Raw genomic sequence first — 15,554 nt, 5'->3', positions numbered from 1 at the left:
AAACGTTACACTATAACGTTTTTTTAAGGTTTTTGTTAAAAACTATTAAGGAAAAATTAATGCTTCTATTTGAATAATTGTCAAATTTGACAGCTTAAACACAAATTAAGGAATAATGAAGAAAAGTTTGGGAAAAATCCTAACTCTTTTTCTCTTTTTGGTAGTACAAACTTTACTGGCTCAAGAGAAAAATGTTAGTGGAACTATTATTGATGACCAAGGCTTGCCATTGCCTGGTGTAAATGTTATTGAGGAAGGCACCAGTAATGGTGTTCAAACCGATTTTGATGGTAATTACAACATTAAGGTTTCAGAAAACGCAACATTAACTTTTAGTTATGTTGGTTTTGCAACTCAAAACATTAAAGTTGGAATTAAATCTACAATAGATGTGACCATGGAAGTAGACGCGGCTGCACTAGAAGAGGTAGTTGTAACCGGTTATGGTAGAAAGAAAACAGTTAAAGAAACCAGTGCTGCATCTGTAGTTACTGCTAAAGCAATTGAAGATCGTCCAATAGCATCGGTAAACGACATGCTAAAGGGAAATTCTACGGGTGTCGTTGTTACTGGTGGAAACGGACAACCAGGAGCAAAGTCCTCTGTACAAATTAGGGGTATAAGTTCTTTAAATGCAGGTACCAGTCCTTTGTATGTTATTGATGGCGTGCCGGTTATTTCAGGTGATTATACCCGAAATAGTACCAGTGCAGACGTGCTTTCCAATATAAATAATAATGATATAGAATCTATTTCTATTTTAAAAGATGCATCGGCTACCGCTTTATATGGAGCTAGAGCGGCAAATGGAGCAATACTTATAACTACGAAACAAGGAAAGTCCGGAGCCCCTAAATTTAATTTGAGTCTAGAAACTGGATTTAATGAAAAAGCAGTAGATGGTCCATCAACACTTAATTCATCACAATGGGCTGAAATAGTTAATGAAGGCTTGGTAAATTCTATGGGAGGTGCATACGATAATTATGTGCAAGAAGAATTGAACCCTAATAATATAAATAGTGATTGGGCAAACGCAGTAGAAAGAGGTTCAGCAATGCAACAGCAAGCTAACTTCTCTGTTACCGGAGGAACCGATAGGTTAAAATATTACACGTCTATAGGTTATTTTGATCAGGAAAGTATTATTAAAAATTCATTTTTTAATAGGACTTCAGGAAGGGTGAAAATCGATTATAAGTTAAGCGATAAGATCACAATTGGTCAAAACATTAGTGCTAGTTTTTCAAATATGAAAACTTTGGCTAATGGTGGTGGATTCTCAAACCCGATGTTGGCTAAATATTTTGCCCGACCTTCTGATCCTATTTATAATGAGAATGGATCTTTTTACATTGGAGATAATCCTGATAATCCGCGTTTATCGAATAACCTTTTTAATGTTCCTATGTTGTTGGAAAATAATTTTTCAAAGGCTAAGACTTTAAAATTGCAGAGTATAACCGATTTTTCTTATGAAATTACAGATCATTTAACCTATACTTCTCGTTTATCTTTGGATAATACGGTAATAGAAGAAGATGAATATCAAAACCCTAGACATGGAGATGGATTCTCTGTTAATGGCAGGGCTTATGCTTATGATACGCGTGTTTTTAATTATGTATTTCAGAATACATTATCTTATGATTTTACATTAGAGGAAAATCATAACTTCAACATTCTTTTAGTACAGGAAGCGCAAAAAAATCAATATCGTGATGTTTCTGCTGCATCAGAAGGTTTTGGTAAAGAAGGTTTTTCTACAGTGTCTGTAGGTTCTAATAACTTAGAAGCCTTAGGTGAGAGACAACAATATACAAATGCAGCATACTTAATTAATCTTACTTACGATTACGATAGTAAATATTTCTTTGATGCTTCTTACAGAAGAGAAGGGAACTCTAATTTTGCTAAAAACAATAAATGGGGAGATTTTTACTCTGTAAGTTTAGCATGGGATATTGCTAAAGAAGAATTTTTGAGAAATTCCTCTTTAAGTCAGCTAAAAATACGCACTAGTTATGGTGAAGTAGGAAACGCCTCTATTGGTTCAACTTCAAGTTTAGCTTATTTCAATTTTGGAGGCCAATATAATGGTCGTATACCATTGTACGTAGGTGGTGTTGCAAACCCAGATTTAACTTGGGAGAAAAATAAGCCATTCAATGTCGGAGTAGATTTCGGATTTTTGAATAATAGAATAACTGGTACTTTTGATTATTTCGTCAAAAAAACTGAAGATTTATTATATGCAATTCCACTTTCATTAACTAGTGGTGCGAACATCGAGCTTGAAGATGGTACAACTGAAGTTAGCCAGTTTACAAACGCAGGCTCTTTAGAAAATCGTGGTTTTGAAGCGAGTATCGGTGCGCAGGTTTTTGATAATGATTTTAAGTGGAATACCCGATTAAACTTATCTTATGTGCAAAACGAGTTGTTAGATCTAGTAGAAAATGATGTTATTACCGGAACTAAAATACTTCGTGAAGGAGAAAGTATCAATACTTATTTCATGAGAAAATGGGCAGGTGTAGATCCTGCTAATGGTAACCCCCTTTGGTATGTAAACGGTAAAGGAGGAGAAACCACCAGCGATTATAATAAGGCTGAACGAGCTGTTCAGGGAAATTCGTTGCCTAATTATACAGGTGGTTTTAATAACTCTTTTAGCTATAAAGGTATTAGCCTTCAAAGTTTATTCACTTTTGCACTAGATTACAAAGTTTATGATAGCTGGGCTACTTATTTACAGAGTGGAGGAGTTTATGATCTAAATTATCCTGGTTATGCCAGTAACTTAGATAGATGGCAAGAACCAGGTGATATAGCAAAAAATCCAAGAACTGTGTATAATACAAACAACCAGAATAATGCTACTTCTACGCGTTATTTATATGATGGTGATTTTATTAGGTTAAGCAACCTACAAATTGGCTATGATTTAGCAAGGGTTCTAAATAACGATTTGTTTAATTCATTTATGGTATATGTTAGAGGTACTAATATCTATACACACAAATTCGATGATGATTTAGATTGGGATCCTGAAACCAGATCAAGTGGGATAATAAACCTGGATCTACCAGCCCTTAAAAGTTATACTATGGGAGTAAAATTATCATTTTAAAAAATATTACTATGAAAAGACAATTTTTAAAAATAATGATGCTATGCTTAGTAGTATCGATGGCATCATGTGGCGATGATTTTTTAGAAAATGAGCAGTTCTCAACCACACCACAGGAAGTTACTTCTGTAAAAGATTTAAACGCATTATTATATGGAGCTTTTATCGATGCTACAGATGTAACATACTATGGTAGAGATATGATAATTTATGGTGCAGTGAGAGGAGATATCGCTTATAACGATGGGGGATCAGGAAGATTTAGAGGTCCATCATATTATAATATGATTAGTACAGATGCATATGCCACTGATACTTTCACCCAAATGTATAAAATAATTGGAGAGCTTAATACCATTATTAATTCAGACTATACAAGTGTAGGTCAAGAGGATGAAATTAAAAATACCAAAGGTCAAGCTTATGTTTTTAGAGCCTTGGTATTTTTCGACCTTGTAAAGTTATATGGACAAGAACATACTGGCGGAGAATTAGGAATACCTATTTTATTAGACTACGATCCTGTTTTAAAACCAGCTCGTGCTAGTTTAAACGAAACTTATAAACAGATAGAGTCAGATTTCGAAAAGGGAATATCAATGTTAGATGAAAGTGGAATTAATAATCCTGGAACCAAGGATTTAATAAATAAATACTCCGCAAAAGGTTTGGCATCTAGATATTTTTTATACCGAGGAACTAGCAATGCAATGCAAAAAGCATATAACTATACTTTAGATATCATAGAATCTGGTGTATATTCTGTTGCTAACGCCGATCAATATATAAATACTTTTTCTCAAGATTTATCCAATGCTAATTCTTTATTTGAGCTTGCCATTGGTAATCAGGCACGTTTAGGAACTACATCAATTGCATATATGTATTCTGATGCCGGTTATGGAGATATTCACCCATTAGAAAATTTAGAAAGCAATTTTGATGAAAATGATGTACGATTAGAACTGTTTAGCGGTGATCATGTTGAACTAAAATATCCTTCAATTAGAGGTGATAATAGTATCAAAATTTTACGCTATGAAGAAATTTTGTTAACTAATGCTGAAGCAGTTTTAAGATTAAATAACAATAGTAGTAAAGCGCTTGAATTGATAAATCAAATTGCTACAAATAGAGGTATTTCAGCATACACAGATATTACAATTGATGATGTCCTAGGAGAAAGAAAGAAAGAACTCTTCTTTGAAGGGCAACGTTTCTTTGATATGTTGCGAACAAAGCAAAATATCCCAGTATGGTCACCAGATGGTACGCCAGAGCAGGTGGAGAACGAAGTGGAGAATGCTGAGAATAGAATTCTGATTTATGGGAATTCTTATGAATTAGCTTTTCCGATTCCTCAAAGAGAATTGGATATAAATGCGAAAATGGAACAAAACCCAGGATATTCAAGTTAACCTTTTTGCTAACTAAACTAAAGCCCAAATTCGAAAAATTTGGGCTTTTTTTATGGCTAATTTTTAAATACGGGAAATAGAATTAAAATTATTTTGTATTAAGCTGATTACTTTGATCATATTTTATGAATTCCTAAAACACGATTTGGTTTCAAATAATGGAGCTTCTGCTGCTAATGTTTTAAGATCTTCAGAACAAGAAGTTTACAATTATATATTAGCTGATTTGTTAGACGCTCAGGGTAATAAAGCAGATAGTGATGTTTATCATTTTTCTAATGATGCTTTAAATGTATTGTTGGCAAAAGTTTATATGAACCAAGAAGATTATGAAAATGCAACTACAATTTTGGAGAGTGTTGTAGGAGAATACTCTTTAGTAGGTGATTATTCATCAGTATTTTCCAATGGTTCCAATTCTGAAGCTATCTTTAGAGTGAATTACAGCACTGACGATCAAAATAGTTTAGCATTCTACTTTTATCTATCTGGTCTTGGGGGTAGAAGAGAAGTTGTTCCTTCTTTCTAATCTATTAGATGCATTTGTAGATGGGGATAGTAGAATAAATCTTATTGCAAATGCAGATGATATTAGCTCAATATATATAGCAAAATATAATGATGTTTCAACAGGAACAGATCAGAGATATATTTATCGTTATGCAGAAGTAGAGTTGCTTTATGCTGAATTGTTAGCTAGAAATGGAGATTATGATACAGCATCAAGCTTTATTAATGATGTGCGTAACAGGGCAGGTTTGGATGAAGTTGAACTAAACTCATCTAATTTTATTGCTTTAATTTCTAAAGAAAGAAGAGTAGAATTATTTGCAGAAGGTAAAAGATGGTATGATGCCAAACGTTTAGATATTTTAGAAGAAGTTGTTGAAAATAAGGGAACTTCATCTTTAAATGAGAATAGACAAATTTGGCCAATACCTCAAGCCGAGATTAATGCAAATAAAGAAATGTCTCAGGAAGATCAGAATCCAGGGTATTAAATGATAATTATTTTGAAAATTAAAAAGCCGGCTAATGCCGGCTTTTTTGATTAAAAGCATCTCGTAAATCGGAGGGAGTCCATGATAAAATATAATCTTTGAGATATTTTATTATTTAAGTTTAGAATAACAAGTCTATTCATTCTGTCAGGATTTTTTCTTTTTACCTAGACTTGAAACATTTTTAATAGATTCCGATAGTTGATAAAAAATGTTTTCCAATAAATACTCATCCTGTCTATAAACAGAAGTAAACTGATAAGCTCTACTGTTTAATTATTTATTATTTCGAGTAGAAATCTTTAAAGGAGTGTTATGTTTAAATTTTATGCTCTTAATCTAAAAATCATACAAATGGCTATACGTCATTAAATTTTCAGTTTTTCAATTGAACTTTATGACTATACTATAAGAATTCACTGTAAATAATTAATATCTTAAATTTTGAATTGTAAAACACTTCATTTTTAACATATTCTTAATTAATATTGTAGCTATCAATATTTTAATAAAAGAGGTGTTTTAGTGATTTATTTTAACTAAAAATGGTTTACTAAAACGGTTTACTAATAATTTTGGCAAAAAAAACGAGAAAATAAATATTAAAAACTTTGTTTATTAAGTTATTATTATGATTTTTGGCTCAGGCTAATTCAAATTAATTAATAATGAAAAAAACATTACATGGATTTCTAACACTTTTTATGGTGTTAGTCGTGCAATTAGTTTTTGCACAAGAAAAAACTGTTACTGGAACGGTAATAGATGAAGATGGTTTACCACTACCAGGGGTAAATGTTATTGAGAAAGGAACTAATAATGGTGTCCAAACTAACTTTGATGGTAATTATAGTATTGAGGTAGAGCAAGGATCTGTGTTAGTTTTTAGTTACGTAGGTTTTGCATCTCAGGAACAAAAAGTTGGTTCAAAAAGTTCTATTGATATAACTTTATCAGTAGATGCAGCCGCTTTAGATGAAGTTGTAGTTATGGGTTATGTTTCTAAAAGAAAAGACGACATGACTGGATCTTCTGTGCAGGTCGATGCTAATGTCTTACAGGAAACTACGGCTGCATCTATAGATCAGGCTTTACAAGGTAAGGTGGCAGGTCTGCAAATTAGTTCTACCTCAGGTACTCCAGGATCTACTCAAGATATTAGGATACGTGGTATTAGTTCAATAACCGCAGGTAATGAACCTTTATACGTTATCGATGGGGTGCCTGTTATAAATAGTAATGTTTCAGGAAGTGATGCTACATCATCTATGTCTCCTCTTTCTAGTTTGAATACTAATGATATAGCTAGCGTAACTGTGTTGAAGGATGCTTCTGCTACTGCTGCGTATGGAGCTAGAGGAGCTAATGGGGTAATTGTAATAAATACAAAAAGAGGTAAATCTGGAAAAACAACAATAAGTGCAAGTTCTTATTACGGTTTTACAAATAATGCTATTGATGGTCCAGATCCCTTGACAGGAGCTGAAAGAGAAGAACTGTTTTATGAAGGTGTTTTAAATACTTATGGAGCAAGTCAAGGACTATCGACTATTCAAGATGCTATAGATTTTGATGCTAATGCTCTTGGTGATTATGCTGGATTTATCGCTTGGAATGAAGCTGGTAGACCAGAAGGTAATTGGGATAATTTGGTTACTAATGAAGATGCTCCCATGCAAGAGCATACAATTTCAGCTACTGGAGGTACAGATGATTATAATTTCTATACTTCTCTTGGGTATTATAAGCAGGAAGCTACCGTGATCGGATCGACTTTTGACCGTATTTCTGGGGCTTTAAATTTCACAAAAGATCTTTCTGATAGTTTCAGTTTCACATCTACTAATAATGTGGCTCATACATTTCAGGATGGTTTGCTTGAAGGAAGTGCTTATTTTTCATCTCCTCATGCAGCTAAATATTTTATGTCTCCTATAGATCAACCCTACAACGAGGATGGTACGTACAATTTGAACACATCGCTACCTAATCCTTTATATATTGCGGAAAATGATATTGATGAGTCTAGGTTAACCCGAATTTTATCCAATAATTCCATTAATTGGTATCTGCCGATTGAAGGCTTAAGTTTTACTTCCAGGATGTCTATAGATTATCAGGTTTATCGCTACAAAACCTATAATAATAGAGTCTCAGGCGACGGTGATGGAACAAATGGTTATGGATTTGAGGTCAGTAGGAATACAGCTACTTACGTTTTTCAAAACTCTTTTGATTATGCTCTGACATTAGATGATAATAGTTTTAATTTCAAATTGCTTCAGGAGTATCAAAAGTATAGAAGATCATATCTTTCTGCTGCAGCAGATAATTTTGCTACAGATGGATTGAGTAACCTAGCGGTAGCAGGGAATCCAACAGAAGCGAATTCGGAATTTACCGATTGGGCGGTAGCATCTTATATGTTAACTGGATCTTATAATTTTGATAATCGTTACGTTTTGAATGGAACTTATAGAAGAGAAGGGAATTCTAGGTTTGCTAGAGATAATAGATGGGGTGACTTTTGGTCTGTTGGTGCAGCATGGAATCTTCATAGAGAATCTTTTTTAAGTAATAGTGACGCAGTTAATAACCTAAAAATAAGAGCTTCATATGGTAAAACAGGAAATGCTAACATTGGTATAAATTTATATCAAGTTTTGTATAACTACGATGCAGATTATGCTGGTACGGGAGCAGGTTACCCTGCAGGATACGGTAATGCTGATTTGACCTGGGAAACTAGTAAAACATTTGATGCAGGTATTGATTTTGGTCTTTTCCAAAATAGATTATCAGGATCTTTAGCATATTATATAAGAAAATCTGATGATCTTTTACTTGACGAGCCACTTTCTATGACTTCAGGTTTTTCAAGTCAATATAGAAACGTAGGAAGAATGCAGAACAAAGGTTTCGAACTAGAATTAAGCGGTGATATTGTTAGGTCTAACGATTTTAATATTACGGTTAGTGGTAATTTAGCTACAGTAGAGAATGAGGTTTTAGAAGTTAGTACCGATTTTAATGGAGAGGAAATACCAGTAACTAGTGATTATAGTACATACGCTAGATCTCAATCTGGGTCTATTGTTAATGAGTGGTTTATGGCTAGTTGGGCTGGTGTAGATCCAGACACCGGTGTAGACACTTGGTATACAGATGAGTCTAGAGAAGAAACTACAACTAATTTTAATAATGCAGAAAGGGTTTATCAAGGAACTAGTGCATTACCTACTTTAACAGGAGGTATTAGTTTTCATGTTGATTTTAAAGGATTTTTCTTAGATGCTTCTGGATACTATGCTGGAGGGCATCAAATTTATGAAAGCTGGCACAGATACCTTAATCAGACGAACCTCTATACTATAGGTGTTTATAATGGTTATGATGTCTTGATGAATAGATGGCAAAATCCAGGTGATCAAACTCGAGTAACTAAAGTTGAATTCGCGGGAGAACCTTGGAGATATAATTCTAAATTTTTATTTGATGGTGATTATTTCCGATTGAGAAACTTAACTGTAGGGTATGATTTTCAATCAAAAGTGATAGAAAATATAGGCTTATCTGGAGCGAGATTATATGTACGAGGTATGAATCTTTATACTTGGGTTAAAGACGATTATTTATTACATGATCCCGAGGTGGATTATACTGGATTTACAAGTATATCAACTCCTCCAGTTAAATCAGTTGTATTAGGTGTGAATTTAAATTTCTAAAGAATTATGAAAAAAAATATAAAAAAATACTTTAAAGTTTTACTCCTTTCTTCTATAGTAGTTTCGACTTCTTGTATGAATGACGATTTGGAGCCATCTTTAAGACAGCAAAAACAATCCGAAGAAGGAGTTCTGCTGGTTAGTGATATGGAAGTAATATTCAAAGGAGCTCTAAACAGGTTAACGTCTTCTGGTTATTATGGTCGTGATTATTTAGTAACTAATGAAGTTAGAACACCAAATACATTTTCTAATGGTAATTCTGGTAGATTCTCAACTGAAGCTGCCTTCGAATATCTGCCAAGTAGTACTTATATTTGGGATAATGCTTATGGGGTAATTGCGAATGCGAATATACTTATAGGTACAGATGTTTCTACTTTAGAAGGAGATTTAGATTATGGACAGCATATTCAAGGTCAAGCTTATGCTATTAGAGCTTTGGCTCATTTGGATTTATTATTAACATATGGGCAACAGAACGTAGGAGGTGATCTAGGTGTGCCTTATATAAAGGAATTTAAGGGAGATGATTTAATTCCAGCCAGAGAAACTGTGGATTCGAATGTGCAGGATATCATGACTGACCTTCAGACTGCATTCGACTTGATGCTTGAAGATTATTACGATGAATCAAAGGAAACCGTTAATAAATATTTCGCTAAGGCCTTGGAGTCTAGAGTTGCTATTTACTTTGAAATGTGGGCTGAGGCCCGAGACGCAGCAGAGATTGTGATAAATTCTGGTAATTTTTCAATCGTACCAGGTGAAGATTATGTTGCATCTTTCGGTCAGGATGGAGGTAGTAACTCAATATTTGAATTGGCATTTAGTCTTACTGATAATCCTGGAAGTGATGCACTAGAATTCATTTATAGAGGAGGTACTTATGGTGATATTGAAGTAGCCCCTAATGTTATAGATTTGTATGAAGATGGTGATGTAAGAGCTGATATTCTTGGTTATGAAGGAGATCAACTCAGAAATATTGGTAAATATCCTGATCGCGAAGCTAATGTTATTGTGATTAGGTATGAAGAGGTTGTTCTAAATTATGCTGAAGCACTTTTTGAGTTGGGTCAAAATGAATTAGCTTTGGATTATTTGAATATGATTCCTGAATCTAGAAATGCTGACAGTTATTCTGAAATAACAAAGACTAATTTGATAGAAGAAAGAAGAGAGGAGTTAATATTTGAAGGTTTATATTATTGGGATTTATTGAGAACTGAAAGTGATATTGAGAAAATAGATCTTGAACAAAACATTTCAGAAACTATCCTTTATGGGGATTTTAGATTGGCTTACCCTATCCCTTTGGATGAATTAGATGCCAACTCTAACATGGTGCAAAATCCGGGTTATGGTAGCTAGGGTATTTTAATTAATGATATTTCACAAAAACCACCCAAATTGGGTGGTTTTTTTGCTTTTATACCAAATCCTGAATTGTAGCGTTATTTTTATATTTTTGTTGGATAAATTTTAGAATGAAGAAAGTACTCCTTTTAATTACGATTTTTAATTTTAGTTTTTTTTGTCATGCTCAGGAGCAAAAGCTGCCAAATAGAGGAGCTAAAGGCGAAGCAAAAGATTCTGTAGCAGAGCCCACTATCGATCTATTCAAAATAATTTCAGTAGAAAACGATACAACGCAAGTTGATACTTCGCTTACTATTCAAAAAGATTACAAATTTAATTATCTCAGAAAGGACTTGTTCGGTTTACTTCCTTTTGCTAATACGGGACAAACATATAATGCGCTAACCGAATTTCGAGATTTCAATACTATAAAACCTAAGTTCGGAGCCAGAGCGCGTCATTATAATTTTATGGAACCACAAGATATTAACTATTATCATGTTCCTACTCCGTTAACAGAGTTGTATTTTAAAACCGTGCCAGAACAAGGGCAACAACTCGATGCTTTTTTTACAGTAAATACTTCTGAGCGTTTAAATTTTAGTGTTGCGTACAAAGGCGTTAGGGCACTCGGTAAGTTTAGACACATGCTTACAAGTACAGGTAATTTTAGAACTACATTAAATTATCAGACTAAAGATAGAAAGTATAGGGCTAAAGCTCATTTTGTAAGTCAGGATTTAATGAATGAAGAAAATGGAGGTTTAACCGATGATGCTCTTCAATCTTATGTAAGTAAAGAAGAGGAATTTGAGGATAGATCTGTTTTAGATGTTAATTTTGAAAATGCTGAAAGTACTTTATATGGTAAAGGCTTTTTTCTGTATCATCAATATTACTTAAATGGAGCTCAAGACAGTATAGATAATAAACTATATTTTAGCCATCGATTGGATTATAGTTATAAGAAATTTCAATATCTCCAATCTAACTCTGCTAACAGTTTTTTTGGATCATCATTTCAAAGTACAGGCTTAAGAGACGAAGTGAGATATGAGAATTTTTCAAATACAGTTGCTGTCAATTTCGATAATTCAGTTTTAGGTAAAATATCAGGTAGGGCTGGTTTTTCATCATTGGATTATTGGTACGAATCTGTTTTTGTTGGTGAAGATGGGGTTGTTGGCGATCGTTTAGATGGGCAGTTGCTAGAAGTAGGTGGGAGTTATGACAATTATTTAGGAGGTTTTAACCTTTATGGGGATATAGCATTTACTTTCGGTGATAATTTTTCAGGAAATCATATTATAGCTTCCGCTGGATATCAAATAGATCCATTTAATTTTCTAAACTTCGGGCTCAAGCAAACGAGTAGGGCTCCCAATCTTAACTTTTTGCTGTATCAAAGTAATTATATTGATTATAACTGGCAGCATGCTTATGATAACGAAAATGCCCAAAGTCTGTTCTTTGAACTTTCTGCGCAAAAAATAGCTAATTTTAGCGGTGAGATTACTCAAATTCAGAATTACACTTATTTTGCTAGCAATGGGGAAGGGGCAATCAAACCTTTCCAATCAGGAAGCGATGTGCGTTATGTGAAGCTCAAAGCCCAACGGGAATTCAAATTCGGGAAATTCGCCTTGGATAATACCATTTTGTATCAAAAGGTCTCGGATGGTGGCGATGTATTTAATGTACCCGAGCTGCTTACTCGAAATTCGCTTTATTATAAGGATTTTTGGTTCGATAAAGCGCTGTATTTACAGACCGGCTTTACATTTAATTATTTTTCTTCCTATCAAATGGATGGGTATGATCCGGTTTTAGCCGAATTTTATGTACAAAACGAATCGAATTACGGAGCTTATCCATTAGTAGATTTCTTTTTTAATGGTAAAGTGGACCAGGCCAGAATATTTTTCAAGCTCGAAAATCTAAATTTTGCGCTTAATGGCAATAATAATTTTTCCGCCCCACGATATCCGCACAATGATTTTATGATCCGCTTTGGTATTGTTTGGAACTTTTTTCTTTAATTTCTTCGGAAGAAGGGCTGCGTTTTTCGCATAAAATCTGTTATTTCTAAAGTGTTAATCTAATGTTAAGTGGTTTTACCTCTGAAATGACTCAAAAAGGACTTGAATTGATACGATTTCATCAAAAATAGGAAGAATATTAGAAAGCCTTGTGTAATCAAAAAAGGGTAGTATATTTGCATCCGCTTAGCGCCGGAGTGGTTGGCTGCGAGGGCGGATGTTCATTGAGAGGATACTGAAAAAGGAGCTTAAAAAAAACTTAAAAAAAGTTTTGGTGTTTAAAGAAAAAGGGTTGTATATTTGCAGCCGCTTTAACGGCGAGGTTCTTTGGAAGTGGCGTTTAAAAATACAGAAAAATAATTTTTATTTTTTTCTTGTGAGTTTAAAAATTAGTTGTAGATTTGCAACCGCTTTCAGAGAAAGCGATACAGTTCTTAACACGCTGAATAACTAGGAAATACCGATTGGGGTTTGGGTAAGGTTCGATTCCTTAATTTCTATCGAAGGGAAGTAATTCCCGGACTTTTAAATGAGTTCATTGACATATTGAATTGACAAACGACATTTTTTAATAATGCTTTATGGTGTTATTAAAAATGGAAGTGTAGAATTAAGAATTAAGACTAGAAAGTCGTCTTTTGAGCTTTAAACTTCTTATTTATATAAGAACGCAAACTTAAGATTTGATTGTTACAAATTAATGAAACAACGATGAAGAGTTTGATCCTGGCTCAGGATGAACGCTAGCGGCAGGCTTAACACATGCAAGTCGAGGGGTAACAGGGGAAAGCTTGCTTTTCTGCTGACGACCGGCGCACGGGTGCGTAACGCGTATGCAATCTACCTCTTACTGAGGGATAGCCCATGGAAACGTGGATTAATACCTCATAGTATTATGAATTAGCATTAATTTATAATTAAAGGTTACGGTAAGAGATGAGCATGCGTCCTATTAGCTAGATGGTAAGGTAACGGCTTACCATGGCAACGATAGGTAGGGGTCCTGAGAGGGAGATCCCCCACACTGGTACTGAGACACGGACCAGACTCCTACGGGAGGCAGCAGTGAGGAATATTGGACAATGGGCGAGAGCCTGATCCAGCCATGCCGCGTGCAGGAAGACTGCCCTATGGGTTGTAAACTGCTTTTACAGAGGAAGAAACCCCTTTACGTGTAAAGGGCTGACGGTACTCTGCGAATAAGGATCGGCTAACTCCGTGCCAGCAGCCGCGGTAATACGGAGGATCCAAGCGTTATCCGGAATCATTGGGTTTAAAGGGTCCGTAGGCGGATTTATAAGTCAGTGGTGAAAGTCTTCCGCTTAACGGGAGAACTGCCATTGATACTGTAGATCTTGAATTATTATGAAGTGGTTAGAATGTGTAGTGTAGCGGTGAAATGCATAGATATTACACAGAATACCGATTGCGAAGGCAGATCACTAATAATATATTGACGCTGATGGACGAAAGCGTAGGTAGCGAACAGGATTAGATACCCTGGTAGTCTACGCCGTAAACGATGGTTACTAGCTGTCCGGCCCAATTGAGGGCTGGGTGGTTAAGCGAAAGTGATAAGTAACCCACCTGGGGAGTACGTTCGCAAGAATGAAACTCAAAGGAATTGACGGGGGCCCGCACAAGCGGTGGAGCATGTGGTTTAATTCGATGATACGCGAGGAACCTTACCAGGGCTTAAATGCAGTCTGACGTATTTGGAAACAGATATTTCTTCGGACAGATTGCAAGGTGCTGCATGGTTGTCGTCAGCTCGTGCCGTGAGGTGTCAGGTTAAGTCCTATAACGAGCGCAACCCCTGTGGTTAGTTGCCAGCACGTAATGGTGGGAACTCTAGCCAGACTGCCGGTGCAAACCGTGAGGAAGGTGGGGATGACGTCAAATCATCACGGCCCTTACGTCCTGGGCCACACACGTGCTACAATGGTAGGGACAGAGAGCAGCCACTTCGCGAGAAGGAGCGAATCTATAAACCCTATCACAGTTCGGATCGTAGTCTGCAACTCGACTACGTGAAGCTGGAATCGCTAGTAATCGCATATCAGCCATGATGCGGTGAATACGTTCCCGGGCCTTGTACACACCGCCCGTCAAGCCATGGAAGCTGGGGGTACCTGAAGTCCGTTACCGCAAGGAGCGGCCTAGGGTAAAACTAGTAACTGGGGCTAAGTCGTAACAAGGTAGCCGTACCGGAAGGTGCGGCTGGAACACCTCCTTTCTAGAGCAGAACCTTATTTTAGAATAAGGAACTGGCAATTAGATTTAGGGAAGTTCAAAAGCAAGTCCTTTTGGTCTTGATTCTTAATTTGTCAATTTGATTATATGGACAGTCTCATAGCTCAGCTGGTTAGAGCGCTACACTGATAATGTAGAGGTCGGCAGTTCGAGTCTGCCTGAGACTACTTTAAAGAAGTACTTAAGGGCGCGAGTTTAAAAGTATATGTTCTTAAAAAGAATTATTGAAAGGAAATTTTAGAGGTTGAGTAGCCGTTATAAGTACTGTTAACTGATAACTGGTTAACTGATCACTAAAAACGGGGGATTAGCTCAGCTGGCTAGAGCGCCTGCCTTGCACGCAGGAGGTCATCGGTTCGACTCCGATATTCTCCACAATTCCTTAGGGTTATAAGGAGTAGGATGTTTGAAGTCACCAGGAAATGAACTTGGCATTCACTAGCTTATAATTTGTTTTAACAGGAAAAACGTTCATTGACATATTGAGAAATAAAGAATACGAGAAACTAACGCTTATTATGCGATAGAGTTTTTAAAAATTCTAAAGTAATAATAGCACAATAAAATAGTTGACAATCATTTAGCAAAGATGATTGTCGCGAGCATATTAGGTAAAAAGC

7 protein-coding genes, 2 tRNA genes and 2 rRNA genes (1 of these 11 only partly in view) are annotated in these 15,554 nt (G+C 35.4%); all 11 read left to right on the top strand.

The features are described 5' to 3' along the window. The first annotated feature begins 115 nt into the window (after window positions 1-115). Window positions 116-3,133 carry a SusC/RagA family TonB-linked outer membrane protein gene (locus PBT89_RS14565; protein ID WP_270062486.1) on the top strand — a complete coding sequence of 1,006 codons (3,018 nt, stop codon included), beginning with the start codon at window positions 116-118 and terminating at the stop codon, window positions 3,131-3,133. Between the two features lie 11 nt (window positions 3,134-3,144). Then, entirely contained in the window at window positions 3,145-4,551 is a 1,407-nt protein-coding gene (locus tag PBT89_RS14560) for a RagB/SusD family nutrient uptake outer membrane protein (RefSeq protein ID WP_270062485.1), read from the top strand. 112 nt (window positions 4,552-4,663) lie between these two features. Further along, window positions 4,664-5,080 carry a hypothetical protein gene (locus PBT89_RS14555; protein WP_270062484.1) on the top strand — a complete coding sequence of 139 codons (417 nt, stop codon included), beginning with the start codon at window positions 4,664-4,666 and terminating at the stop codon, window positions 5,078-5,080. Beyond that, window positions 5,046-5,552 carry a RagB/SusD family nutrient uptake outer membrane protein gene (locus PBT89_RS14550; protein ID WP_270062483.1) on the top strand — a complete coding sequence of 169 codons (507 nt, stop codon included), beginning with the start codon at window positions 5,046-5,048 and terminating at the stop codon, window positions 5,550-5,552. Before PBT89_RS14555 ends, PBT89_RS14550 begins: the two co-directional genes overlap by 35 nt. 668 nt (window positions 5,553-6,220) lie before the next feature. Then, the gene (locus PBT89_RS14545) at window positions 6,221-9,280 is read left to right on the top strand and encodes a SusC/RagA family TonB-linked outer membrane protein (protein ID WP_270062482.1); all 3,060 of its coding nucleotides are present in this window, start codon (window positions 6,221-6,223) and stop codon (window positions 9,278-9,280) included. 6 nt (window positions 9,281-9,286) lie between these two features. Continuing rightward, the gene (locus PBT89_RS14540; RefSeq protein WP_270062481.1) at window positions 9,287-10,654 is read left to right on the top strand and encodes a RagB/SusD family nutrient uptake outer membrane protein; all 1,368 of its coding nucleotides are present in this window, start codon (window positions 9,287-9,289) and stop codon (window positions 10,652-10,654) included. Window positions 10,655-10,770: 116 nt separating this feature from the next. Next, entirely contained in the window at window positions 10,771-12,681 is a 1,911-nt protein-coding gene (locus PBT89_RS14535) for a putative porin (RefSeq protein WP_270062480.1), read from the top strand. A gap of 708 nt (window positions 12,682-13,389) precedes the next feature. After that, window positions 13,390-14,917: ribosomal RNA gene (locus PBT89_RS14530) — 16S ribosomal RNA — on the top strand. A 110-nt stretch (window positions 14,918-15,027) separates the two neighbouring features. After that, window positions 15,028-15,101, top strand: a tRNA-Ile gene (locus tag PBT89_RS14525). Between the two features lie 134 nt (window positions 15,102-15,235). Continuing rightward, window positions 15,236-15,309: transfer RNA gene (locus tag PBT89_RS14520), tRNA-Ala, on the top strand. A 244-nt stretch (window positions 15,310-15,553) separates the two neighbouring features. Next, window position 15,554 (top strand): 23S ribosomal RNA (locus PBT89_RS14515); it runs 2,832 nt beyond the window's last position. Together the 16S and 23S rRNA genes with 2 tRNA genes alongside form the textbook arrangement of a ribosomal RNA operon.

The organism is Zunongwangia sp. HRR-M8 (genome assembly GCF_027594405.1).
GTDB lineage: Bacteria > Bacteroidota > Bacteroidia > Flavobacteriales > Flavobacteriaceae > Zunongwangia.
Note: the sequence above shows the minus strand (reverse complement) of the source record. Positions and strands in the feature narration are given on the sequence as shown.